General features: G+C 73.9%; 22 protein-coding genes. 13 read left to right on the top strand and 9 right to left on the bottom strand.

The window, feature by feature from the left end:
* Positions 1-57 precede the first annotated feature (57 nt).
* The gene (locus tag ACH4VX_RS31695) at positions 58-1,248 is read right to left on the bottom strand and encodes a CaiB/BaiF CoA transferase family protein (protein WP_398372259.1); all 1,191 of its coding nucleotides are present in this window, start codon (positions 1,246-1,248) and stop codon (positions 58-60) included.
* A 294-nt stretch (positions 1,249-1,542) separates the two neighbouring features.
* On the bottom strand, positions 1,543-2,157 hold the full coding sequence (locus ACH4VX_RS31690) for a TetR/AcrR family transcriptional regulator (protein WP_398372257.1): 615 nt from the start codon (positions 2,155-2,157) through the stop codon (positions 1,543-1,545).
* Between the two features lie 269 nt (positions 2,158-2,426).
* Between ACH4VX_RS31690 and ACH4VX_RS31685 the strand changes: the two genes are divergently transcribed.
* The 4 genes from ACH4VX_RS31685 to ACH4VX_RS31670 are packed head-to-tail and all read left to right on the top strand — an operon-like array spanning position 2,427 to position 7,270.
* On the top strand, positions 2,427-2,984 hold the full coding sequence (locus ACH4VX_RS31685) for a 2Fe-2S iron-sulfur cluster-binding protein (RefSeq protein WP_398372256.1): 558 nt from the start codon (positions 2,427-2,429) through the stop codon (positions 2,982-2,984).
* Complete coding sequence (locus ACH4VX_RS31680) at positions 2,981-3,973, top strand: FAD binding domain-containing protein (RefSeq protein WP_398372254.1); 993 nt, start codon at positions 2,981-2,983, stop codon at positions 3,971-3,973. The genes ACH4VX_RS31685 and ACH4VX_RS31680 overlap by 4 nt, the downstream gene beginning before the upstream one ends.
* A complete protein-coding gene (locus tag ACH4VX_RS31675) occupies positions 3,970-6,102 on the top strand; it encodes a xanthine dehydrogenase family protein molybdopterin-binding subunit (protein ID WP_398372252.1) in 2,133 nt (710 codons plus the stop codon). Before ACH4VX_RS31680 ends, ACH4VX_RS31675 begins: the two co-directional genes overlap by 4 nt.
* The gene (locus tag ACH4VX_RS31670) at positions 6,095-7,270 is read left to right on the top strand and encodes an XdhC family protein (protein WP_398372251.1); all 1,176 of its coding nucleotides are present in this window, start codon (positions 6,095-6,097) and stop codon (positions 7,268-7,270) included. The genes ACH4VX_RS31675 and ACH4VX_RS31670 overlap by 8 nt, the downstream gene beginning before the upstream one ends.
* Before the next feature lie 179 nt (positions 7,271-7,449).
* Here the strand turns inward: ACH4VX_RS31670 and ACH4VX_RS31665 are convergent, their stop codons facing one another.
* Positions 7,450-8,013, bottom strand: a complete 564-nt coding sequence (locus ACH4VX_RS31665; protein WP_398372249.1) for an NADPH-dependent FMN reductase — start codon at positions 8,011-8,013, stop codon at positions 7,450-7,452.
* Positions 8,014-8,135: 122 nt separating this feature from the next.
* Between ACH4VX_RS31665 and ACH4VX_RS31660 the strand changes: the two genes are divergently transcribed.
* The 3 genes from ACH4VX_RS31660 to ACH4VX_RS31650 all read left to right on the top strand — a co-directional run bounded on the left by ACH4VX_RS31660 (position 8,136) and on the right by ACH4VX_RS31650 (position 11,488).
* Positions 8,136-8,798, top strand: coding sequence for a TetR/AcrR family transcriptional regulator (locus ACH4VX_RS31660; protein WP_398372247.1), 663 nt, complete (start codon positions 8,136-8,138; stop codon positions 8,796-8,798).
* A gap of 61 nt (positions 8,799-8,859) precedes the next feature.
* Positions 8,860-9,897 carry a LacI family DNA-binding transcriptional regulator gene (locus tag ACH4VX_RS31655; protein ID WP_398372245.1) on the top strand — a complete coding sequence of 346 codons (1,038 nt, stop codon included), beginning with the start codon at positions 8,860-8,862 and terminating at the stop codon, positions 9,895-9,897.
* A gap of 160 nt (positions 9,898-10,057) precedes the next feature.
* Positions 10,058-11,488 carry an aldehyde dehydrogenase family protein gene (locus ACH4VX_RS31650; RefSeq protein ID WP_398372244.1) on the top strand — a complete coding sequence of 477 codons (1,431 nt, stop codon included), beginning with the start codon at positions 10,058-10,060 and terminating at the stop codon, positions 11,486-11,488.
* Between the two features lie 17 nt (positions 11,489-11,505).
* On the opposite strand, the gene trxA is transcribed toward ACH4VX_RS31650, so the two are convergent.
* Entirely contained in the window at positions 11,506-11,892 is a 387-nt protein-coding gene (trxA, locus tag ACH4VX_RS31645) for a thioredoxin (protein ID WP_398372242.1), read from the bottom strand.
* Positions 11,893-12,010: 118 nt separating this feature from the next.
* Between trxA and ACH4VX_RS31640 the strand changes: the two genes are divergently transcribed.
* Positions 12,011-13,456, top strand: a complete 1,446-nt coding sequence (locus tag ACH4VX_RS31640; RefSeq protein WP_398372240.1) for a dihydrolipoyl dehydrogenase family protein — start codon at positions 12,011-12,013, stop codon at positions 13,454-13,456.
* Positions 13,457-13,832: 376 nt separating this feature from the next.
* On the opposite strand, the gene ACH4VX_RS31635 is transcribed toward ACH4VX_RS31640, so the two are convergent.
* Positions 13,833-14,477, bottom strand: a complete 645-nt coding sequence (locus tag ACH4VX_RS31635; RefSeq protein WP_398372239.1) for a peptide deformylase — start codon at positions 14,475-14,477, stop codon at positions 13,833-13,835.
* A 129-nt stretch (positions 14,478-14,606) separates the two neighbouring features.
* Between ACH4VX_RS31635 and ACH4VX_RS31630 the strand changes: the two genes are divergently transcribed.
* Positions 14,607-16,016: a PepSY-associated TM helix domain-containing protein gene (locus tag ACH4VX_RS31630; RefSeq protein WP_398372237.1), complete on the top strand. Its 1,410-nt coding sequence runs from the start codon at positions 14,607-14,609 to the stop codon at positions 16,014-16,016.
* 49 nt (positions 16,017-16,065) lie between these two features.
* Here the strand turns inward: ACH4VX_RS31630 and ACH4VX_RS31625 are convergent, their stop codons facing one another.
* From ACH4VX_RS31625 to ACH4VX_RS31610, 4 genes are all read right to left on the bottom strand, one after another.
* The gene (locus tag ACH4VX_RS31625; protein ID WP_398372235.1) at positions 16,066-16,413 is read right to left on the bottom strand and encodes a tetratricopeptide repeat protein; all 348 of its coding nucleotides are present in this window, start codon (positions 16,411-16,413) and stop codon (positions 16,066-16,068) included.
* A 61-nt stretch (positions 16,414-16,474) separates the two neighbouring features.
* Complete coding sequence (locus tag ACH4VX_RS31620; protein ID WP_398372233.1) at positions 16,475-17,137, bottom strand: response regulator; 663 nt, start codon at positions 17,135-17,137, stop codon at positions 16,475-16,477.
* The gene (locus ACH4VX_RS31615) at positions 17,134-18,291 is read right to left on the bottom strand and encodes a sensor histidine kinase (protein WP_398372231.1); all 1,158 of its coding nucleotides are present in this window, start codon (positions 18,289-18,291) and stop codon (positions 17,134-17,136) included. The genes ACH4VX_RS31620 and ACH4VX_RS31615 overlap by 4 nt, the downstream gene beginning before the upstream one ends.
* Complete coding sequence (locus ACH4VX_RS31610) at positions 18,288-19,124, bottom strand: lysostaphin resistance A-like protein (RefSeq protein WP_398372229.1); 837 nt, start codon at positions 19,122-19,124, stop codon at positions 18,288-18,290. Before ACH4VX_RS31610 ends, ACH4VX_RS31615 begins: the two co-directional genes overlap by 4 nt.
* 252 nt (positions 19,125-19,376) lie before the next feature.
* Between ACH4VX_RS31610 and ACH4VX_RS31605 the strand changes: the two genes are divergently transcribed.
* From ACH4VX_RS31605 to ACH4VX_RS31590, 4 genes are all read left to right on the top strand, one after another.
* Positions 19,377-20,012 (top strand): hypothetical protein, encoded by a 636-nt coding sequence (locus ACH4VX_RS31605; protein WP_398372227.1) that lies wholly within the window; start codon positions 19,377-19,379, stop codon positions 20,010-20,012.
* Between the two features lie 152 nt (positions 20,013-20,164).
* Positions 20,165-20,779 carry a sigma-70 family RNA polymerase sigma factor gene (locus tag ACH4VX_RS31600; protein ID WP_398372225.1) on the top strand — a complete coding sequence of 205 codons (615 nt, stop codon included), beginning with the start codon at positions 20,165-20,167 and terminating at the stop codon, positions 20,777-20,779.
* A gap of 60 nt (positions 20,780-20,839) precedes the next feature.
* On the top strand, positions 20,840-21,529 hold the full coding sequence (locus ACH4VX_RS31595) for a transcriptional regulator (RefSeq protein WP_398372223.1): 690 nt from the start codon (positions 20,840-20,842) through the stop codon (positions 21,527-21,529).
* Positions 21,526-22,503: a pyridoxal-phosphate dependent enzyme gene (locus ACH4VX_RS31590; RefSeq protein ID WP_398372221.1), complete on the top strand. Its 978-nt coding sequence runs from the start codon at positions 21,526-21,528 to the stop codon at positions 22,501-22,503. Before ACH4VX_RS31595 ends, ACH4VX_RS31590 begins: the two co-directional genes overlap by 4 nt.
* Positions 22,504-22,545 lie beyond the last annotated feature (42 nt).

Below are 22,545 nucleotides of genomic sequence, written 5' to 3'. Positions count from 1 at the left end.
CCGCGGGGCGCCGCCGGTCTTCTCCGACTCGGTCACCGGGCAGGCCCCGGCCGAGGCTCAGACGACCCCGTCCGCGCGCAGTGCCGCGATCTCCTCGGGGGAACGGCCCAGTTCCGTGAGGATCGCCTCCGTGTGCTCGCCCACGGCGGGTACCGGGTCCATGCGGGCCGGCAGACCCGCGAGGTCGGCGGGCGGCAGCAGCGCCTCCACGGTTCCGCCCGGCACCGCCACCTCGCGCCAGCGGTCGCGGGCGGCGAGCACCGGGTGGTCGAGGAACGCGGCGACGTCGTTGACCCCGGCGCAGGCGATGCCGATCGCCTCCAGGTCCTCGAGCAGCTCCCCGGCGTCCGCGCGGGCGAAGCGCTCGTCGATGATCGCGTTCAGTTCCTCGCGGTGGGCCACCCGGTCGGAGCCGGTCGCGAAGCGCGGATCGTCGGTCAGCTCCGGCCGGCCGAGGAACTCCGCGCACAGGGCCGCCCACTCGCGCTCGTTCTGGACGGAGAACAGCACCTCGCGTCCGTCGGCGGCCCGGTAGGTGCCGTACGGGGCGATGGTGGCGTGCTGGGTGCCCAGGCGCGGGGGCTGGGCACCGCCGTGGCGGGTGTAGTAGGCGGGCTGGCCCATCCACTCGGCGAGCGCCTCGAACAGGGACACCTCCACCGGGTGCGCGGCGCCGGTGGTCGCGCGGGTGTAGAGGGCGGTGAGCACACCGCTGTACGCGTACATCCCGGCGGCGATGTCGGCGACGGAGATCCCGGTACGGGCGGTCTCCCGTGGTGTTCCGGTCAGCGACACCAGGCCGGTCTGGCACTGCATCAGCAGGTCGTACGCCTTGCGGTCGGCCCAGGGGCCACTCGTGCCGTACCCGGAGATCGTGCAGGGGATCAGCCGGGGGTGGCGGCGGGTCAGCTCGTCGGTCCCGAGGCCGAGGCGGTCGGCGGCGCCCGGCGCGAGGTTCTGCACGAACACGTCGGCGTCCCGGAGCAGTCCGTGCAGGATCGCGCGGCCCCGTGGGTCCTTCAGGTCCAGCGTGAGGGATTCCTTGGAGCGGTTGATCCACACGAAGTAGCTGGAGTGGCCGTGCACGGTCGTGTCGTACCGGCGGGCGAAGTCGCCCTCGCCCGGCCGCTCCACCTTGATCACACGGGCACCGAGATCGGCCAGCTGCCGGGTCGCGTAGGGCGCGGCCACCGCCTGCTCCACACTGACCACCGTGACCCCGGACAAGGGGGGTTTCCGCACGTCCACGCCTCCTGCCTGCTCCGGCCTCGATTAGTAAGGCCCGAGTGGGGCGGCTGTCAACGGCGGCCCCGGCCGTTCACCGGCCGGCCCGGCTCCGCGGAGCGTCCGCGGACCTGTCGCGGGTGACGACGCGGGCGCCGCGGTCGTCGACGGCACGGACCCGGAGCGAACCGCAGCCGCAGCGGGGCCACACCGTGCTGCCCGCCGCCGAGCGACGCGCGGTCCGACCGGCAGCCGCTGCCGGACGCCCCGTTCGAGCTGGTGGTTCCGGCAGTCCGGCTCGCGCGTCGTGCCGGTGCGCTACCGCCCCGGTGCCCCCGCCCGCAGGCCGTCCATGACCAGGTCCAGCAGCCGGGTGGCGCGTGGCTGCCACTCCTCGGCGGGGTCGAGCTGCCAGAGGCCGCCGATGGCGAGGACGAGGTCGTCCGCGGTCACCCCCGGACGGATGGATCCGGCCTCCTCGCAGCGGCGCAGCAGCAGTTCCGCCGCCTCGGTCACCGGGCTGTGTCCCGGCTTCGCCGGGCTCCCCGGTCCGCTGGTGGCCTGCCGGATGGCGTCGGCCAGCCCGGCCTTGGCCATGGCGAAGCGGGCGAGCCCGTCCATCCACTCGCGCAGCGCGCAGTCGGGCTCCCGGGTGCTCAGCAACTGCGCCGCGCTGTCCGCCACCTGCCGCATCTCGTACCGGTAGATCTCCATGACGAGCGCCTCACGGCTGGGAAAGTTCCGGTAGAACGTGCCCTGCCCGACGCCCGCCTTCTTGGCGATCACGCTCAGCGGGGTGTCCGCCGAGCGCGTGAGTTCGACGAGGGCCACCTCCAGGATGCGCTCGCGGTTGCGCTGCGCGTCCGAGCGCAGGGGCGCCGCCGTGCTCCGCGGTGTCCGCGCGCACGGGGATGAGTCCTTCTTGTGCCCCACTCGTCCTCCTCCCGGGCTGTGACCGAAACCCGTCCTTGCTAACCGGACAGCTGTCCACTACGTTCTCGAGGTAACGGACAGCTGTCCGCTTCGGGTCCATCGTATCGGCGGACGCGGACGGTGCGGGACGCCCGGTGGCATGCCCTCGACGACCGGTGCGTTCCCGGCCCTTCCCCCTCCTCCCCATGGTCCCGAACGCCCCCCGTTCCGTACAGCCCACCCACGTCATCGACTCGTCCGCCTTCCAGATCCGTGAAAGAAGGCCGCTCATGGCACCCTCGACGTCCAGCAGCGTCACCCTGAACATCAACGGCGAGAAGCACACGCTGTCCGTCGACCACCGCACCACCCTGCTCGACGCCCTGCGCGAGCGCCTCGATCTGACCGGCACCAAGAAGGGCTGCGACCAGGGACAGTGCGGCGCCTGCACGGTCCTGGTCGACGGCCGCCGCACCGTGTCCTGCCTGCAACTGGCCGTCGCGTCCGACGGACGCGAGATCACCACCGTGGAGGGCCTGGCCGACGGGGACCGGCTGCACCCGGTGCAGCAGGCCTTCCTGGACCTGGACGGCTTCCAGTGCGGTTACTGCACCCCCGGCCAGATCTGTTCGGCCGTCGCCGTCATCGAGGAGCACGCGGCGGGCTGGCCCAGCGCCGTCACCGGGGACGTGCGTCCCGAAGCGGGACCGCCGCCCCTGACCCCCGAGGAGATCAGGGAACGCATGAGCGGCAACCTGTGCCGCTGCAGCGCGTACGTGCAGATCGTCGAGGCGGTCGCCCGCGCGGCCGCGGAGAACCGGAACCAGATCGAGGAGGCCGCGGCATGAGGGAGTTCGACTACCGGCGCGCCGACGACGTCCTGGGCGCGGTGGCGCTGCTCGACGCGGACCCCGACGCCCGCTACCTCGGCGGCGGCACCAACCTCGTCGACCTGATGAAGAACGGCGTCGAGCGCCCGGCCCGGCTCGTCGACGTCCGCACCCTCCCGCTGGACCGGATCGAGCCGGCCGGGGACGGCGGACTGCGCATCGGCGCCACCGTCACCAACAGCGACCTCGCCGCGCACCCCGGGATCCGCCGTGACTACCCCGCCCTCACCCAGGCCGTACTCGCCGGTGCCTCCGGGCAGTTGCGCAACATGGCCACCGTCGGCGGCAATCTGCTCCAGCGCACCCGCTGCGGCTACTTCACCGATGTGAGCAAGCCCTGCAACAAGCGTGCGCCCGGCAGTGGTTGCCCCGCCGTCGAGGGCGAGCACCACAACCACGCCATCCTGGGCGCCTCCGACCACTGCGTGGCCGTCCACCCCTCCGACATGGGTGTGGCGCTGACCGCCTTCGACGCGGTCGTCTCCTACGAAACCGCAAGCGGGCCGGGGGAGTTGCCGCTGGCCGACTTCTATCTCCCGGTGGGCGACACCCCGCACCGGGAAACCGCCCTGCCGCCCGGCGCGCTCATCACCCATGTCACCCTGCCGCCCGCGCCGGTCGCCGCCCGCTCGCGCTACCGCAAGGTCCGCGAACGCGCCTCGTACGCCTTCGCGATCGGCTCGGTCGCCGCCGCCCTCGACGTCAGAGGGGGAGTCGTACGCGAGGCCCGCCTCGCCCTCGGGGCCGTGGCGTCCCGGCCCTGGCGGGCCCGCGCCGCCGAACGCGTACTGAACGGCGCCCCGGCCACCGCGGAGTACTTCGCGGCGGCGGCGGACGCCGAACTCGCGGCCGCCAGGCCGCTGCCCGCCAATGGATACAAGGTGACACTCATGCGCAACCTCGTGGTGGCCGTGCTGTCCGAACTCGCCGAGGAGACCGCCCGATGACCACCTCCGCGACCGGTGTCACGACGATGACGGGCGCCGTCGGCACCGCGCACACCCGCGTCGAGGGCCGCGACAAGGTCACCGGCGCCGCCCGGTACGCCGGCGAGATCCCCTTCGCCGGCCTCGCCCACGGCTGGCTGGTGCTGTCCACGGTCGCCCGTGGCCGGATCCTGCCCGTCGACACCGAGCCCGTGCTCGGGATGCCGGGCGTGCTCACCGTCCTGCACCACGGGAACGCCCCGCGCCTCGACATCGACTACATCGGAATGCTGGGCGTTCCGCCGGACCCGACGGCCGCGGTCTTCCAGAACGACCGGGTCCCGCACGCCGGTTGGCCCGTCGCGCTCGTCGTCGCCGAGACGTCGGAGCAGGCCCGGGAGGCCGCCGAGTCACTCGTCGTCACCTACGGGCAGGAGCCGCACGACATCGAGCTCTCCGCCGACCGCCCGGACGCCTACCCGGTGGACGGGCACATGCCCGCGGTGACGGAGAAGGGCGACCTGGAGGCCGAACTCGCCGCCTCCGCCCACGTGGTGGACGTGGAGTACACCACACCCGAAGAGCACCACGGCATGATGGAGCCGCACGCGGCGACCGCCCGGTGGGACGGCGGCCGGCTCGAGATCGTCGACTCCAATCAGGGCACCACCTGGGTCGCGGACGAGATCTCGCGGATGTTCTCGCTGGACGCCTCCGCGGTGCGGGTGCGCTCCGAGCACATCGGCGGCGGCTTCGGCAGCAAGGGCGTACGGGCCCACCAGGTGTCCGCCGTGATGGCCGCCACCGCCCTGCAACGGCCGGTCCGCGTCGTACTGACGCGTCGTCAGATGTTCTCGCTCACCGGCTACCGCAGCCCCACCGCCCAGCGGGTCCGGCTCGGCGCCGACTCCGACGGCCGGCTGCGCGCCCTCGATCACCGCTCACTGAGCCAGACGTCGACGGTCTGGGAGTTCGTCGAGCCGAGCGCCGGTGTGGCGCGCGTGATGTACGACGCCGACGCCCACCGGACCTCGAACGAGGTCGTACGGCTGGACGTACCGTCCCCGACGTGGATGCGCGGGCCGGGCGAGGCGCCCGGGTCGTTCGCGCTGGAGGCGGCGCTCGACGAACTGGCCGAGCGGTGCGGGATCGACCCGATCGAGCTGAGACTGCGCAACGAGCCCGAGCGCGGCCCGGTCTCCGGACTGCCGTTCGCCGGCCGCAACCTCGCCGCCTGCTTCCGCGAGGGCGCCCGCCGTTTCGGCTGGGCCGGCCGTGACCCGCGCCCCGGCACGCGACGCGAAGGGCGCTGGCTGCTCGGCACGGGCACGGCCGCGGCCTCGTTCCCCTCGGGCGCCCTTCCGTCGACGGCCGCGGTGACCGCGGAGGCGGACGGCACCTACACCGTGCGGATCGCCGCGGCCGACATCGGCACCGGGGCGCGTACGGCGCTCACCCTGGTGGCCGCCGACGCGCTCGGGGTGGCGACGGACCGGGTCCGGGTGCGCATCGGCGACAGCGACTTCGGCCCGGCGGGGATCGCCGGAGGCTCCATGGGCACCCGCTCCTGGGCCTGGGCGGTCACGGCCGCCGCCGAGGAACTGCGGGACCGGCTCGTTCCGGGAGGCGTCGTGCCGCCGGAGGGCATCACCGTACGGTCCGACACCACCGCCGCCCTCGGCGCCCTCGCCCAGAAGGAGCGGCATTCCTTCGGGGCGCAGTTCGCCGAGGTGGCCGTGGACGTCACCACCGGCGAGGTGAGGGTGCGGCGGATGCTCGGCATCTTCGCCGCGGGCCGGATCGTCAACCCGCTCACCGCGCGCGGTCAGCTCGTGGGCGGCATGACCTGGGGCATCTCGATGGCCCTGCACGAGGAGGCGGTCCGGGACCGGGCCTCCGGCGGCCTCTACGGCGCCGATCTGGCCGGCTACCACGTCGCCACCCACGCCGACGTGCCGACGGTCGAGGCGGACTGGGTCGACGACCCGGACCCCGACGACCCCGTCGGCATCAAGGGCATCGGCGAGGTCGGCATCGTGGGCGCGGCGGCGGCCGTCGCCAACGCGGTCTGGCACGCGACCGGCGTACGCCACCGGAGCCTGCCCATCCGTCCGGACCGGGTACTGGAGGCGGGAGGACCGGGTGTTTGACATCGCCGGCGAGCTGCACCGCTGGCTGGCCGAGGGCCGGGAGTTCGCCGTGGCCACGGTGGTGGCCGTGGGCGGCAGCGCGCCGCGCGACCCCGGCGCCGCCCTTGCCGTCGACAGCGAGGGCACGGCGATCGGCTCGGTGTCCGGCGGGTGCGTGGAGGGTGCGGTCTACGAACTGTGCGCCCAGGCGCTCACGGACGGCGAGACCCGCGTCGAGCGGTTCGGGTACAGCGACGAGGACGCCTTCGCGGTGGGCCTGACCTGCGGCGGGATCATCGACATCATGGTGACCCCGGTCGGCGTGCGGGCCCCGGCGCGGGAGGTGCTGCGGGCAGCGCTGGCGGCCCTCCTGCGGGGCGAGCCGGGGGCACTGGCCCGGGTCGTCGAGGGCCCGGCGGAACTTCTCGGCGGGGCCCTGTTCGTCCACCCGGACGGGTCGTACGAGGGGGGCCTGGGCGGGGCCGTGGAGCTGGACCGGGCGGCGGCCGGAGCGGCCGGGACCCTGCTGGACGCCGGCCGCACCGGCACGGTCGCCGTCGCGGCGAGCGGAGCGGGACGGGGGTCCCCCCGGACGGAGTCCGGGGAAGGGGCGCACTGCCCCGGCGGTCCGGCCCTGTTCGTGGAGACCTCGGTGCCGCCGCCCCGCATGATCGTCTTCGGGGCGATCGACTTCGCGGCGGCGCTGGTGCGGGCGGGCAAGTTCCTCGGCTACCACGTCACGGTGTGCGACGCGCGGCCCGTGTTCGCGACCGAGGCCCGCTTCCCGGAGGCCGACGAGATCGTGGTCGACTGGCCGCACCGCTATCTGCGGAGCACCGGGACGGACGCGCGCACGGTGCTGTGCGTCCTCACCCACGACGCGAAGTTCGACGTACCGCTGCTGCAGGTGGCGCTGGGCCTGCCGGTGGCGTTCGTCGGGGCGATGGGTTCCCGGCGCACCCACACCGACCGCGAGCGCCGCCTGCGCGAGGCGGGCGTGGGGGAGCGGGAGCTGGCCCGCCTCCGCTCCCCGATCGGCCTCGACCTCGGCGCACGCACCCCGGAGGAAACGGCCCTGTCCATCGCGGCGGAGATCGTCGCCACCCGCCGGGGCGGCACGGGCACCCCCCTGACGGGCTCGGGCACCCCGATCCACCACGGGGACCGGAACACGCCGGCAGCCGCCTGAGGCCACGCCGAGGGGGCCGGTCCCCTGGCGGACCGGCCCTCCCGGCCCACGGCCCTCCCGGGTCCGTCGGCCGGGAGTGACAGCCACGTCGGCGACGGACGCGTTCCAAGGCGCGCGGTCGCGTCGATCGCGCGGCGAGGGGCCGGAGCCGATGCGGCTCCGGCCCCTCGCGGGACGGGTCAGGCGGCGGCCGGCTCGCCGGCGAGGCCGTGGAGGCGGGTGATGACCTCGGTCAGCTGGTCGGCGACCTCGTTGTCGTCCGCCGGGTGGGTCTCGGCGAAGCGGGTCACCGAGCCGGGGATGGAGAGCTTGATGTCCTCGATCACCTTGCCGCCCGCGATGCCCACGGACTTGCGGGCCTCGTCGTGCGCCCACACACCGCCGTACTGGCCGAAGGCGGTACCGATCACGACGACCGGCTTGCCGCCGATGGCACCGGCGCCGTAGGGGCGGGACAGCCAGTCGATGGCGTTCTTCAGGACGGCCGGCATCGTGCCGTTGTACTCGGGCGTGAAGAGCAGCAGCGCGTCGGCGCCCGCGGCGGCCTCGCGCAGCTTGGCGGCGGCGGCCGGCACGTCGCCCTCGACGTCGATGTCCTCGTTGTAGAAGGGGATCTCCGCGAGCCCTTCGTAGAGCGCCACCTCGGCGCCCGCGGGAGCGAGCTTGACCGCGGCCTCGGCGAGCTGACGGTTGTGCGAACCGGCGCGAAGGCTGCCGACGAGGGCGAGGATGCGAACAGACATGAGGGAACTCCAGGGGGATGCTGAAATATCGCCGAAACAATCCGGACCGGGGTCCGTTTCTTCGTTGTAGCACTTTAACCGGACCGCGGTCCAGTTTCTTCCCGATGCTTTACGCTGGCTTCATGTCCGCCGCGCCGCCGCCCGTCCCGAAACCCCAGGACCCCGCACAGCCGCAGGAGTTGCTGCAACTCGGCACCGGCCCCGACGAGCCCTGCCTGCGCGCCGACGCCGCACGCAACCGGGCCCGCCTGCTGGAGGCGGCCGCGCTGCTCGTGGCCGAGCGCGGGGCCGACGGCATCACCATGGAGGGGGTCGCGGCGGCGGCCCGCGTGGGCAAGGGGACGGTCTTCCGCCGTTTCGGCGACCGCACCGGTCTGCTCACCGCCCTGCTCGACCACTCCGAGAAGAAGTTCCAGGCCGCCTTCCTCACCGGGCCCCCGCCGCTGGGGCCGGGCGCACCCCCGGCCGAGCGGCTGCGCGCCTTCGGTCTCGCGATGCTCCGACGCTCCGCCGAGGAGCTGGAACTGCAGCTGGCGGCCGAACCGGGAGCGGGCCGCCGCTTCACCAGTCCGCCCCGCCGCGTCCTGCGCCACCACGTGACCCTGCTGCTGCGCGAGGCGGCCCCGGACGCGGACTGCGAAGTCCTCGCCCACACGCTGATGGCCCAGCTCGACCCCGCCCTGATCCACCATCTGATACGGCAGTGCGGCATGCCGCCGGAGCGGCTGGAGTCCGCCTGGCTGGACCTGGTCGACCGGGTGACGGGCCCGGCACCCGCCGGCTGACGGTGTATCAACTCACCCGGCCGATCGCCCGGTTACGGCTTCTGCAAGGATGCCGTACGTCATGGTGCAGATAACGAACACGCCCGCGCCCGCGTCCCCCGCACCGACGCGCTCCGTACCCACGAGCGCCGATGTGGCCCGCCTGGCCGGCGTCTCGCGCGCGACCGTCTCCTACGTCCTGAACAACGCCGGTGCCGTCCGGATCAGCGAACCCACCCGCCGCCGGGTCCGCGAGGCCGCGAAGGAACTCGGATACGTGCCGCACGCTGCGGCCCGCAGCCTGCGCGCCGGACACAGCCGTACGGTCCTGATGCCCGCGCCCGCCTTCCCCGTCGGGCCGCTCTACAGCCAGTTCATCAACGATCTCCAGGGCTCCCTCGCCCGCCTCGACTACACGGTCGTGCAGTACGGCACCGTCGGCCTGCACGACGACGAGGCCGCCCGCGCCTGGGCCGAGCTGAGGCCCGTGGCGGTCCTGGTCCCCGGCTCCGGACTCGGCCCGCGCGGTGTGGAGGTGCTCAAGCGCTCCGGGGCGCGGGCCGTCGTCACCCTCGGCCCCGAGCCCGTCGAGGGCGCGCACGCCCTGCTCATGGACCACGATGTCGTCGGGCACAGCGCCGGCGCCCACCTCTTCGACCGGGGCAGCCGCCGGATCGGCGTGGTCGTCCCGAGAGAGCCCGGCCTGGAGGCGTTCTCCGCGCCCCGCCTGGCCGGGGTGCGCGCCGCCCTGCGCGGCACCGACGCCATGGTCACCGAGCTGCCGCTGGCGCACGACGAGGGCGCCGCCGCCCGGCTGGCCGCCCGCTGGCGCGAGCTCGGCCTCGACGGGGTGTTCACGTACAACGACGAGTACGCGATGCTGCTGATGCGCGCGCTGCAGGACGAGGGCGTCCGCATCCCCGAGGAGACCGCCGTGGTCGGCGCCGACAACCTGATGCTGGGCCGGCTGCTGCGGCCCCGGCTGAGCACCGTCCACCTCGAACTGCCGGCCGGCCGCGAGCTGGCCGAACTGGTCGACCGCGCGGTGCGCGACCCGGCCGCGGCGCCCGAGGCCCACAAGGTGCTCGGGGCCTCGGTGGTGCGACGCGAGTCCAGCTGACAAGGTGGAGGACGGCGGACGGTCCCCGGCGGCCCGGCCGTTCGGACCGCCGGGCCGGACCGCGGGCCAGGACGTTGCGTGCTCAACCACCCGGGTGCGCGACAGGACAGCCACGACCGCGCCGGCCCGCGGCGCAGCGGCGACCGATCGGAGGGCCGTCATGACGTTGTCCGACCTCACCAGGCAGTCCCGTCGGCTCGCGGGACCCGAGTACACCGTCACCGAGCCCGCCACCGGTGACTCCCTCGGCACGGTCACCCTCGCCACCGCCGAGGACGTCGCGGCCGCCGCCGAGGACGCCCGCGGCGCCCGGGACGCATGGGCGAGGGCCCCGCACCTCGTCCGTGCCGGAGCGCTCCGCAAGGCCGGCGACCTGTTCGCCGCACACGCCCGGCTGCGGGAATGGCTGATCCGCGAGGCCGGCAGCATCCCCGGCAAGGCGGACTTCGAGCTCCATGTCGCCGCCCAGGAGTGCTACGAGGCCGCCGCCCTCGCCTCCCGCCCGGCCGGACAGGTGCTGCCCACCGAGGAGCCCCGTCTGTCGTACACGCGGCGGGTGCCGGCGGGCGTGGTGGGAGTGATCTCCCCGTTCAACGCGCCGCTGATCCTGGCCATCCGCTCCGTCGCCCCGGCCCTGGCGCTCGGCAACGCGGTCGTCCTCAAGCCGGACCCGCGCACCGCGGTCTGCGGCGGACTCGCCCTCGCCGCGGTCTTCGCCGAGGCGGGACTGCCCGACGGGCTGCTGCACGTCCTGCCCGGGGGGCCGGAGGCCGGCCAGGCCCTCGTCGCCGACCCGCACGTCCCCGTCATCTCCTTCACCGGCTCCACCGCCGCCGGCCGTGCCGTGGGGGAGGCCGCGGGCCGCCACCTGAAGCGTGCCCACCTGGAACTGGGCGGCAACTCCGCCCTGATCGTGCTGGAGGACGCCGACCTCGACGCGGTGATCTCCACGGCTGCCTGGGGATCCTTCTTCCATCAGGGCCAGATCTGCATGACGGCCGGACGGCACCTGGTCCACGCCTCGCTGTACGACGAGTACGTCGACCGGCTGGCCGCCAGGGCGAACTCCCTCGCCGTCGGCGACCCGCACCGCGAGCAGGTCCAGCTGGGCCCGCTCATCGACCGTACCCAGCTCGCCAAGGTGCACGGCCTGGTCGAGGCCAGCACGGCGGGCGGTGCGAAACTCGCCGCCGGCGGCACCCACGACCGGCTCTTCTACCGGCCCACGGTCCTCGCCGACGCCGGCGACCTCACCCCCGCCTACACGGAGGAGGTCTTCGGCCCGGTCGCCCCCGTACGGTCCTTCGCGACCCGCGACGAGGCCGTCGCCCTGGCCGGCGCCGGCCCCTACGGACTCGCCCTCGGCGTCGTCACCCGGGACCCGGCCCGTGGCCTGGACCTCGCGGAACGCGTCCCCACGGGCATCGTGCACATCAACGACCAGACCGTGAACGACGAGGCCGTCGCCCCCTTCGGCGGGGTCGCCGCATCCGGCACCGGGGCCCGCTTCGGCGGCGACGCCAACCTCGAGGCCTTCACCGACCTGCGCTGGACGACGGTGCGCCCGGACGTCGCCCAGTACCCGTTCTGACTGTCGCCCTGCCCGTTTCAGGCGGTGGGCGCCTCGCCCTGCTGCGCCTGCTCGGCGATCTGCTTGCGGACGTCGTCCATGTCCAGCTTGCGGGCCTGCCCGATGACATCCGTCAGCGCGGCCTCGGGCAGCGCACCCGGCTGGGCGAACACGGCGACCTGGTCACGCACGATCATCAGCGTCGGAATCGACTGGATGCCGAAGGCCGCGGCCAGCTCCGGCTGCGCCTCGGTGTCCACCTTGCCGAACACCAGGTCCGGGTTCTCCTCCGCCGCCCTCTCGTACACCGGCGCGAACTGACGGCACGGACCGCACCAGGCCGCCCAGAAGTCGATCAGTACGAACTCGTTGTCCGTGACCGTCCGGTCGAAGTTCTCCTTGGTGAGCTCCACGGTGCTGCTCATCGCGCGTTCCCTCTTCCTGGCGTCGGGCCGGGTCGTCGGCACAACACGGCCGGCCGGTCACGTATTCCGCGCCCTTACCCATGTGGCCACAGCGCACACCACCCACCAGACTGACGCCATGACGGAAACGCAATCGACGCAACCGGAATCACCCGCCTACGACGTCGTGGTGCTCGGCGCCGGGCCCGTGGGCGAGAACGTCGCCGACCGCACCCGCGCCGCCGGGCTCACCACCGCGGTCGTGGAGAGCGAACTGGTCGGCGGCGAGTGCTCCTACTGGGCGTGCATGCCCAGCAAGGCCCTGCTGCGTCCGGTCATCGCCCGGGCCGACGCCCTCCGCCTCCCGGGCCTGAGCGGGTCGGTCCAGGGGCCCCTGGACGCCGACGCCGTACTCGCCCGCCGGAACTCCTTCACCTCCGACTGGAAGGACGACGGCCAGGTCCGGTGGCTGGAGGGCACCGGAGCCGACCTGTACCGCGGCCAGGGACGGCTCACCGGCCCGCGCACCGTCACCGTCACCGGCGCCGACGGCGGCAGGCGGGTCCTCACCGCCCGGCACGCCGTCGCCGTCTGCACCGGCAGCCGCGCCCGGCTGCCCGACCTGCCCGGACTCGCCGGGGTCCGGCCCTGGACCAGCCGCGAGGCCACCGGCGCGCAGTCCGTGCCCGGCCGGCTGATCGTGGTCGGCGGCGGGGTCGTCGCCACCGAGATGGCCTGCGCCTGGCAGGCCCTCGGCTCACGGGTCACCGTCCTGGTCCGCGGCGAGAGCCTGCTGAACCGCATGGAGCCGTTCGCCGGCGAGCTGGTCGCCGAGGCGCTCACCGAAGCCGGCGCACAGATCCGCACCGGCACCTCCGTGAAATCGGTGACCAGGGAGAACGGCACCGTCCTGGTCGTCACCGACGACGGTGACCGGATCGAGGCCGACGAGATCCTCTTCGCCACCGGACGCGCCCCGCGCACCGACGACATCGGCCTGGAGACGATCGGTCTGGAGCCCGGCTCCTGGTTCACCGTGGACGACAGCCTCCGCGTCACCGGCCACGACTGGCTGTACGCCGTCGGCGACGTCAACCACCGGGCCCTCCTCACCCACCAGGGCAAGTACCAGGCCCGGATCGCGGGCGCCGCCATCGTCACCCGGGCCGCCGGGGAGCCCGTACGCGCGGAGGACTGGGGCGCGCACGCCGCCACCGCCGACCACGCCGCCGTCCCCCAGGTCGTCTTCACCGACCCGGAGGCGGCTTCCGTCGGCCTCTCCCTGGCCGAGGCGGAACGGGCGGGCCACCGTGTCCGCGCCGTCGACGTCGACCTGTCCTCGGTCGCGGGCGCCGGCCTGTACGCCGACGGCTACAAGGGCCGCGCCCGCATGATCGTCGACCTCGAGGACGAGACCCTGCGCGGCCTCACCCTGGTCGGCCCCGGCGTCGGCGAACTCATCCACTCCGCGACCATCGCCGTCGCCGCCCGGGTCCCGATCGCCCGCCTGTGGCACGCGGTCCCGTCCTACCCGACGATCAGCGAGGTCTGGCTCCGCCTCCTGGAGGCCTACCGGGACGCCTGAGCCGCAGCGGTCCCGGCCGGCGTTCGAGGACAAGGCCCGTTCGGGGCCGAAGGGGGTCCGGGGCGCGGCCCCGGGGACGAGAGGGAGGGAAGCTGCGGCGAGGGCGAGCCGGCCGCGGGGACGACGGCCGGCGGCCCGGGCAGGCCATGGTCCCGCGACGCCCGGTCCGGCGGGAGACGGCGGCCGAGGCATCCGATCCCGTCGCGTCGGACTCGGCGCCCCCGCGTCGGGCCGCCGGCCGGGCCGGGGTTGCCGTCGGCGCGGCCGGGCACGCCGGGGGTGCCGGCCGGGGGCCGGGGCGCCCCGCCGCCCGGATCGGCCGGCCGGCGCCGAGCGCCTCGGTGCGGCAGCCGCCGGACGAAGGACCGGGACGCGGTCACGGCAGCTCGAAGCCCAGGTGCCGCGCCGCCCCGTCAGGCGTCGGCTGCGACCAGCGCTCCGCCACGGCCTCGTTGGACGACAGCGAGCGCGGCTCGGCCCGGTCGAGGTACAGCGTGCCGTCGAGGTGGTCCGTCTCGTGCTGCACGATCCGCGCGGGCCATCCGGTGAACACCTCGTCCAGCGCCCGCCCGTGCTCGTCCTGCCCCCTCAGCCGCACCTCGGCGGGCCGCGCCACCACCGCCTGGTACCCCGGCACGCTCAGGCACCCCTCGAAGAACCCGACCCGCCGGGTGCCGACCGGCTCGTACGCCGGATTGACCAGCACCCGGAACGGCTGCGGCACCCGCCCGCGCGCGAGGCGCACCTCCTCCGGCACCGGCGCCGGGTCCTCGATCACCGCGATCCGCAGCCCCACCCCGACCTGCGGCGCGGCCAGCCCGACACCCGGTGCCGCGCGCATGGTGACCCGCAGCGCCGCCACGAACCGGGCCAGCAGAGCAGGCCCCAACTGCCCGTCGTACGGCTCGGTACCACCGCGCAGCACCGGGTCACCGGCCGCGACGATGGTCAACGGCCCTTCCATGGCGAGCAGTTGCTCGACCCGCTCGGTCAAGGGCGCGCGATCGTCCGGAGTTCCCATTCCGCCAGGATCGCACGCCTTTCGTGTGTGGCGCAGGTCACACACGTCTTCCGGGAACCGGACGCCCCGCCGCCCCGACTACTGCACCACCATCCCGCCCGCCAAGACGTCCCCGGGAGAACCCCACCGATGACCACCGCTCCCTCGACCGCCACGGACGAGGCATCGAAACCGCCCGCCCCCGCGCCCGCGAAGAGCACCTGGGCCGGCCTGCGCCCCCTCGTCCTGCGCCTGCACTTCTACGCGGGAGTCCTGGTCGCGCCGTTCCTCCTCGTCGCCGCCCTCACCGGCCTGCTGTACGCCGCCTCGTTCCAGGCCGAGAAGATCGTCTACGACCATGAGCTGACCGTCCCCGTCGGCGACCGCAAGCTGCCCGTCTCCGAGCAGGTGGCCGCCGCCCGCGAGGCCCACCCCGAGGGCACGATCTCCGCCGTACGCCCCTCACCCGAGGCGGACGCCACCACGAGGGTGATGCTGTCCGGCATACCGGGTGTGGACCCCCGACACACCCTGGCCGTCTTCGTCGACCCGTACACCGCGAAGGTGCGCGGCGAACTGGAACAGTACGGCTCCTCGGGCGCGCTGCCCCTGCGCACCTGGATCGACGAGTTCCACCGCGATCTGCACCTCGGTGAAACCGGCCGCCTCTACAGCGAGTTCGCCGCCAGCTGGCTGTGGGTGATCGCGGGCGGGGGACTGGTGCTCTGGTTCTCCCGACGCCGCGCCCTGCGCAAGCTGCGCGGCACCGGCGGGCGGCGCCGCACGCTGGCCCTGCACGGCGGCGTGGGCGTGTGGGTCGCGGCCGGCTTCCTCTTCCTCTCGGCGACCGGCCTGACCTGGTCCACCTACGCCGGCGCGAACATCGGCGAGCTGCGCACCTCCCTCGGCCAGGAAACCCCCTCGGTGTCGGCCGCGGCGGCCGGCGAACACACGGGCCACGACACGGCCGGCGGTACGGCGGGCGACGCGGCGCACGGCGTCGGCCTGGACAAGGTCCTCGCGGCGGCACGGGCCGAGGGCCTGGGCGACCCGGTGGAGATCGTGCCGCCCGCCGACGAGAAGTCCGCGTACGTCGTGCGGCAGATCCAGCACGGCTGGCCCGGGAAACAGGACTCGGCCGCCGTCGACCCCGCCTCCGGCGAGGTCACCGACGTCCTGCGGTTCGACGACTATCCCGTCCTCGCGAAACTCACCGGCTGGGGCATCGACCTGCACACCGGCAACCTGTTCGGCCTGGTGAACCAGATCGCGCTGATGGCCCTGGCCCTCACCCTGATCCTGCTGATCCTGTGGGGCTACCGCATGTGGTGGCAGCGGGGCCGCGGCTCCGCCTTCGGCCGGCCGATCCCGCGCGGGGCCTGGCAGCAGGTACCGCCGTACGTACTCGTCCCCCTGCTGGCGGCGATCACCGTCCTGGGCTACTTCGTCCCGCTGCTCGGCATCCCCCTGGCGGCGTTCCTCGCCGTCGACATCGTGCTCGGGGAGACGGCCCACCGCAGGGGCCGGCGGACGTACGGAAGCGACACGGCGGCGCGATGACGCACGGTGCCCGGCTCCCCGTCGCGGGGAACCGGGCACCGGACCGCCCTCACTCCTCGTCGAAGGAGCCGCCCAGCGCGGCGGCGATCCGCAGATGCGGCCGGGCCTCGTCGTCCCGCCCCTGCCTCTGGAGGGTGCGCCCCAGCATCAGCCGGGCGTAGTGCTCCACCGGGTCACGCTCCACGACGACCCTCAACTCCGCCTCAGCACGCCGCAGTTGCGCCGAGTGGTAGTAGGCGCGCGCCAGCAGCAGCCGCGGCCCGGTCTGCTCCGGCACCTCCTCGACCAGCCCGCCGAGAACGCGCGCGGCGGCGGCGTAGTCCTTGGCGTCGAAGAACATCCCGGCACGCTCCCAGCGCTCGGCCGGCGTCCCGTGGCCGTAGTACATGGTGTCCACTTCTGGCCTCCTTCGAGGCCGACAACGGACCCGGACGGTTCCGTATTCCACGTACCGGCGGTCAGGTCGCCAGGCCCTGCCGGTAGGCGTAGACCACCGCCTGGACGCGGTCGCGCAGACCGAGTTTGGCGAGGATGCGGGAGACGAAGGTCTTCACGGTCTCCTGGCTGATGACGAGGGCCGCGGCGATCTCGCTGTTGGACAGGCCGTTCGCGATGAGGCGGAGGACCTCCAGTTCGCGGGGGGTCAGAGGAAGGTCCCGCGACGCCCCGCCCTCGGCGGGGCGGATCCGGGCGGCGTACCGGCCCACGAGCTGGCGGGTCACCTCCGGGTCCAGCAGCGCCGCGCCCATGGCCACGGTCCGGATCCCGTGGAGCAGCTGGAACGGCGGCGCGTCCTTCAGCAGGAACCCGCTCGCCCCCGCGCGCAGCGCCTCGTAGACGTACTCGTCCAGGTTGAACGTCGTCACCACGAGCACCTTCACCGGATGCGGCACCCCCGCACCGGCCAGCAGGCGGGTGGCCTCGATACCGTCGAGCACCGGCATGCGTACGTCCATCACCACGACGTCCGGACGGAGCCGGCCGGCGAGGTCGACGGCGGACCGCCCGTCACCGCACTCGCCCGCCACCTCCATGTCGGGCTGGGCGTCGATGATGGTCACCAGGCCGGTGCGGATCAGCATCTGGTCGTCGCAGACCAGGACCCGGAGCGGTGCGGTCATGCCGTGTTCCCCGTCGGTATGCGGGCCCGTACGACGAAGCCGCCGCCCGTCTCCGGTCCCGCGCTGAAGTCGCCGCCCAGGACGTCGACCCGCTCCCGCAGGCCTGCCAGGCCCCGGCCGCTCCCGCCGGGGGAGGAGGACACCGGGCTACCGGAACCGTCCGTGCCGACCTCCACGGTGATCTGCCGTTCGCTGTGCCGCACCGCGACCCGGGTGGCGCCGCCGTGGGCGTACTTGAGGGCGTTCGTCAGGGCCTCCTGCACGACCCGGTAGGCGACGAGGTCGGCGCTGCCGGTCGACGGCGCCGGCGTGCCCTCCTCGGTGAACTTCACCGGCTGTCCGGCCCGGCGGGTCTGCTCCACCAGCGTGAGGAGCCGGCCGACCGGCGGTGTCCTGGCCCCGGGGCCGTGGTCGGGGTTGAGCAGGTCGAGCAGGTGCCGCAGGTCGGTGATGGCCCGGCGGCCGGTGTCGGTGACGGCGGTCAGTGTCTGGTCCAGTCGGTCGGGTGCGGCGGTCAGATAGCGGGCCGCCTCGGCCTGCACGACCATGGCCGTCACATGATGGGTCACCACGTCGTGCAACTCGCGGGCGATCCGGGCGCGTTCGGCGGTGCGGGAGTCCTCGGCGACGCGGTGCCGGCGCTCGGCCTCCGCGACCCGGGTGGAGCGCAGCCACGCCCCGATGCCCCACGCGAGGGCCACCGCCAGGTAGAACGTCACGAACTCGCTCGCCGGCTCGCCGGGACCGACCTGGTGGAACGCGACCGTCAGCGCCACGTAGGCGACGGTGCACAGGGCCGCGGTGGTGCGCCGGTACCGTTCCAGATACGCCCCGGCGCTCAGCAGCGCGATGGGCAGCGCGATGCCCGCGGGGGAGTGGTAGCCGCGGAGCTGGTCGAGGGCGAACCCGGCCGCCACCAGGGCGAGACAGACGGCCGGCCACCGCCGGCGCGCGGCGAGCGGAAGGGCCTGGAGGGCCACCGCCCCGAAGGCGAGCGGGTCGAAGGGACGCTCCGGCACGCCACCGAGGAGCGTTCCGTGGTTCTGGAAGTCCGGCCACAGCGACAGGGAGAGGACGAGCAGCCCGAGCAGAAGGTCTCTGACGGTGACGTCCAGCCGGTGCCACGATTCCCGGAGCCGGTGAGGAGCGATCACCGGGGCAGTCTAGCGGTGGCGTCGACCCGCTCCGCGCGACGGCGGCGGGGCACCAGATTGCCGCGCCGGTGGGCCAGCCAGAGGAACCCGATCGTCAGCAGCACACCGAACAGCACCGAGTACACGCTTCCCTCCGGGCCGAAGTCACCACCGGTGATCCACTTGTTGCCCGACGTGGTGGAGTCCAGCAGCCCCTGCTCGGTGTCGTTGCCCGAGACCACGGTGCTGAAGATGCCGCCCGCGGCGAAGTTCCAGCCGAAGTGCACGCCGATCGGCACCCACAGGTTGCGGGTGGCGACGTACGCGGCGGCGAGCATGCCGCCGGCCTCGATCGCGATGGCGAAGGCGCCCCACGCCGTGGCGTCCGGGTTGGGCAGGTGTGCCAGACCGAACAGCAGCGCGGTCAGCACCAGCGCGATCCAGGTGCCCAGGTACTCCTCGACGATCCGGAACAGCACCCCGCGGAACAGCAGTTCCTCCGTGACGGCGGCGGCGGCCATGAAGCCGAACAGTCCGACCGTGCCGCTCGGTGAACCCAGGCCGTGCACCTCGTAGTTCCCGGAGGTGGCGAGGTTCGTGACGACCATTCCGAACATCACGACGCCGATCAGCGTCCCCCGGCCGAGCGCCGGCGCGGCACCCTTCGGGTCCAGCTCCGTGACCGGCCGGCGCTCGGTCCGCCCCACCACCCACCGGTAGACCAGCACCGCGAGCACGGTGGTCAGCATCCCGAGGACGAGCGTGAGCCACGGGTTGTCCCGCACCGCGTTCACGCTCTGTCCGCCTATGGCGGAGATCGCCACCACAGCCAGGATCTGCCATACCACTCTCATCGGGAACTCCTTCGTCGGATCCGCGGCCCGGCGCCGCGTGTCACAACGGACGCTACGGATCCGGTGGCCGGTAATCGTCACCGCACAGGGGACACTTGGCTGTAGCTCGCTCGGGGGACAAGACGTGCCTCGCGCCAACTCCTGTGCCGGAAAAAGGTGTTCGGGATCACATCGCGGGGAATGAGTTGCGGGCGTGGGAGGAGCCGTATCCACGGGTGACCTGTAGGGGCCCGGATGCGACGATGAGGGGCCATGACTGCTGGGTGGGGTGCTCGCACGGGGCGGGCCGCGGTGTTCGCGGCCGTCTGTGTGGTGCTCGCCGCCCTGGGGCACGTCATGATGTCCGGCGACCATGTACCCCTCCGGACACTGGCGGCCGGCTGGGCCGTGACCGGCGCCCTGGGCTGGGGACTCGCGGGGCGTGAGCGCGGACTGCCGCTGATCACCGCCGTCGCCGTCGCCGCCCAGACGGTTCTGCACTCGGCCTTCTCCGTGGTGGGCCCCTCCGGCACCGACTCCATGGACATGGGCGCGATGCCGCACGGCACGCACTCCATGCCCACGGGGACAGGGACGGGTGCGGGCATGGAGGGGCACATGGCACCCTCCGGCCACTCCTCGGCCGGCATGCTCGCCGCCCACCTGCTGGCCGCGCTGCTGTGCGGTCTGTGGCTCGGGTACGGCGAGCGGGCGGTGTTCCGGGTGCTGCGGGCCGTCGGCGGATGGCTGGCCGCCCCGACGCGGCTGCTGTTCCTCGCGCCGGTGCCGCCGCACCGTCCGTCCCTCCGCGTCCGCCGGTGCCGCCGCTCGGACCGCGCGCCGCGTCTCCTCCTTCTCGTCCACGCGATCACCTCACGCGGTCCGCCCGCCGGGGCCGCTGCCGTCTGACGGCAGCCGGTGACACCCCGGGCCGCCCCTGCGCGCCCCGGGCTCCGGCCGTGTGCCGGTACAGCCCTGCTCCGCGTACCGCCCGCGGCCGTATCCCCGCCGACCGGGCCGCGCACGCCCGCGGTTCCCGGTTCCTCCGCGAAGGACATCAGGTGATCACTTCCACCCTGCCCGCCTCTGCCGGGAGACCCACCGACGACGCGGCGACCGCCTGGGCGCTGGCCGCGCGCGGCGGTGACTCCGACGCCGTCGACCGCTTCGTCCGCGCCGTGCACCGTGACGTCATCCGGTACATCGCCCATCTGTGCGCCGACCCGCAGGCGGTGGACGATCTGGCCCAGGACACGTTCCTGCGGGCACTCGGCAGCCTGCACCGGTTCGAGGGACGTTCCTCGGCCCGCACCTGGCTGCTGGCCATCGCCCGCCGCGCGGTGGCCGACAGCCACCGGTACACGGCCGTACGGCCCCGGACGGCCGATGTCTGCGACTGGCAGCTGACCGTGGAACGGGCGCAGCCGCGCGGGCTGCCCGGATTCGACGACGGGATCGTGCTGCTCGATCTGCTGGACCGGCTGCCGGACGAGCGGCGCGAGGCGTTCGTCCTCACCCAGCTGCTCGGGCTGCCGTACACGGAGGCGGCGGCCCTCGGCGACTGCCCGGTCGGCACGGTCCGCTCCCGCGTCGCCCGCGCGCGGACGACCCTCGCCGCCCTCGTCGCCGAGGCGGAGGGGACGAGCACAGCCGCACGGAGACCGCCTCTGGACTGACAGTCCAGAGGCTGGACGTATGATCCAGGAAAGGTGGTGGAACGGCAGGAAGGTGTGCTCATGACGGCCGCACAGGGCCGGAACGCCGAGCGGGACGCGATTCTCGCCGCGCTGGCGCCGCTTGTCGACGGGATCGCCGCGACGTTCGGACCGGTCTGCGAGGTGGTGCTGCACGACTACCGCCGCCCGGAGGGATCGGTGGTCGCCGTGGCGGGCTCCGTGACCGGGCGGACGGTGGGCGGGGCGATGAGCGAGATCGGCATGCGGGTCCTGGCCCGGGGCGACGAGGCCGCCGACGAGCTCAACTACGTCACCCGGACCGGGAACGGCACCACCGTGAAGTCCTCCACGATGGTGCTCCGGGACTCCGCGGGAGCGGTGTTCGGCGCCCTGTGCGTCAACGTCGACGTCACCGCCGTCGGCCGGGCGCACACCCTGCTCGGCGCCCTCGCCGGTCTCGGCACCGGTTCCGCCGAACCGCCGACGACCACCTTCGGCGACGACATCGACTCCGTGGTCGAGGCGATCGTCGACGCCCACCGGTCGCGGCAGCACCGGGACTGGGACCGGCTCGACCGCGAGGAACGACTGCGGCTGTTCCGGGACCTGGACGCCCGCGGCGTCTTCGCCGTGCGGCGCGCGGTCGAGCAGGTCGCCGGCCGGCTCGGCATCTCCCGCGCCTCCGCCTACAGCTACCTCTCCCGGTCCAGGACGACGACCGAACCGACCCCCGCCGGAGGCACCACATGACGACCACCACCCCGCCGGTCACTCTCGACGACGTCCGCGCCGCCGCCGAGCGCCTCGAGGGGGTCGCCCACCGCACGCCCGTCCTGCGCTCCCGCACCCTGGACGCGCTCGCCGGTGCCGAGGTCCACCTCAAGTGCGAGAACTTCCAGCGCGTGGGCGCCTTCAAGTTCCGCGGCGCCTACAACGCGGCCTCCCGGCTCACCCCCGACCGGCTGGCCCGGGGCATCGCCGCCTACTCCTCCGGGAACCACGCCCAGGCCGTCGCCCTGGCCGCCCGGGAACTGGGCACCACCGCCGTCATCGTCATGCCCGAGGACGCCCCGCCGTCGAAGCGGGCGGCCACCGAGGGATACGGCGCCGAGATCGTCACCTACGACCGGTACACCGGCGACCGGGTCGCCCTCGCCGAGGCCCTCGCCGCCGAGCGCGGCCTGACCCTCGTCCCGCCCTACGAGCACCCGCACGTCATCGCGGGACAGGGCACGGCAGCCCTCGAACTCGTACAAGAAGTGGGGGAGTTGGACGTGCTGCTCGCACCGGTCGGCGGTGGGGGACTGATCGCCGGAAGCGCCACCGCCGTCAAGGGCCTGCACCCCGCGACCCGGGTGATCGGCGTCGAGCCGGAGACCGGCGACGACACCAGGAGATCCCTGGAGGCGGGTCGGCGCGTCAGCATCCCGGTCCCGCGTACCATCGCCGACGGCCAGGCGCTGCACACCCCGGGCGAGCTGACGTTCTCCCTCAACCGGCGGCTCCTGGACGGGATCGTGCTGGTCGGCGACGACGAGATCAGGGACGCGATGCGGTTCGCCTTCGAACGCCTGAGGATCGTCCTCGAGCCGAGCGGCGCCACCCCGCTCGCCGCCCTGCTGACCGGCCGCGCGGGCCCGCTCCCGCCCCGCGTCGGCCTGATCCTGTCCGGCGGCAACATCGACGCCGGCCGCTTCGCCCGGCTCTGCGGTCCGGGCGACTGACGCACCGGCATCACCCGAATGGCGTTCCCGAGTGGACAGGCG

Origin of the sequence: Streptomyces sp. NPDC020731, from assembly GCF_044334705.1 — a bacterium.
In the GTDB taxonomy this organism is placed as follows: domain Bacteria; phylum Actinomycetota; class Actinomycetes; order Streptomycetales; family Streptomycetaceae; genus Streptomyces.
Note: the sequence above shows the minus strand (reverse complement) of the source record. Positions and strands in the feature narration are given on the sequence as shown.

Excerpts from the sequence above, each read along its gene's own strand:
- ACH4VX_RS31685 (WP_398372256.1), top strand. The coding sequence starts at position 2,427 with ATGGCACCCTCGACGTCCAGCAGCGTCACCCTGAACATCAACGGCGAG.
- ACH4VX_RS31595 (WP_398372223.1), top strand. The coding sequence starts at position 20,840 with ATGACGGCCGCACAGGGCCGGAACGCCGAGCGGGACGCGATTCTCGCC.
- ACH4VX_RS31630 (WP_398372237.1), top strand. The coding sequence starts at position 14,607 with ATGACCACCGCTCCCTCGACCGCCACGGACGAGGCATCGAAACCGCCC.
- ACH4VX_RS31620 (WP_398372233.1), bottom strand. The coding sequence starts at position 17,137 with ATGACCGCACCGCTCCGGGTCCTGGTCTGCGACGACCAGATGCTGATC.
- ACH4VX_RS31680 (WP_398372254.1), top strand. The coding sequence starts at position 2,981 with ATGAGGGAGTTCGACTACCGGCGCGCCGACGACGTCCTGGGCGCGGTG.
- ACH4VX_RS31640 (WP_398372240.1), top strand. The coding sequence starts at position 12,011 with ATGACGGAAACGCAATCGACGCAACCGGAATCACCCGCCTACGACGTC.
- ACH4VX_RS31605 (WP_398372227.1), top strand. The coding sequence starts at position 19,377 with ATGACTGCTGGGTGGGGTGCTCGCACGGGGCGGGCCGCGGTGTTCGCG.
- ACH4VX_RS31610 (WP_398372229.1), bottom strand. The coding sequence starts at position 19,124 with ATGAGAGTGGTATGGCAGATCCTGGCTGTGGTGGCGATCTCCGCCATA.
- ACH4VX_RS31675 (WP_398372252.1), top strand. The coding sequence starts at position 3,970 with ATGACCACCTCCGCGACCGGTGTCACGACGATGACGGGCGCCGTCGGC.
- ACH4VX_RS31655 (WP_398372245.1), top strand. The coding sequence starts at position 8,860 with ATGGTGCAGATAACGAACACGCCCGCGCCCGCGTCCCCCGCACCGACG.
- ACH4VX_RS31665 (WP_398372249.1), bottom strand. The coding sequence starts at position 8,013 with ATGTCTGTTCGCATCCTCGCCCTCGTCGGCAGCCTTCGCGCCGGTTCG.
- trxA (WP_398372242.1), bottom strand. The coding sequence starts at position 11,892 with ATGAGCAGCACCGTGGAGCTCACCAAGGAGAACTTCGACCGGACGGTC.
- ACH4VX_RS31650 (WP_398372244.1), top strand. The coding sequence starts at position 10,058 with ATGACGTTGTCCGACCTCACCAGGCAGTCCCGTCGGCTCGCGGGACCC.
- ACH4VX_RS31590 (WP_398372221.1), top strand. The coding sequence starts at position 21,526 with ATGACGACCACCACCCCGCCGGTCACTCTCGACGACGTCCGCGCCGCC.
- ACH4VX_RS31660 (WP_398372247.1), top strand. The coding sequence starts at position 8,136 with ATGTCCGCCGCGCCGCCGCCCGTCCCGAAACCCCAGGACCCCGCACAG.
- ACH4VX_RS31635 (WP_398372239.1), bottom strand. The coding sequence starts at position 14,477 with ATGGGAACTCCGGACGATCGCGCGCCCTTGACCGAGCGGGTCGAGCAA.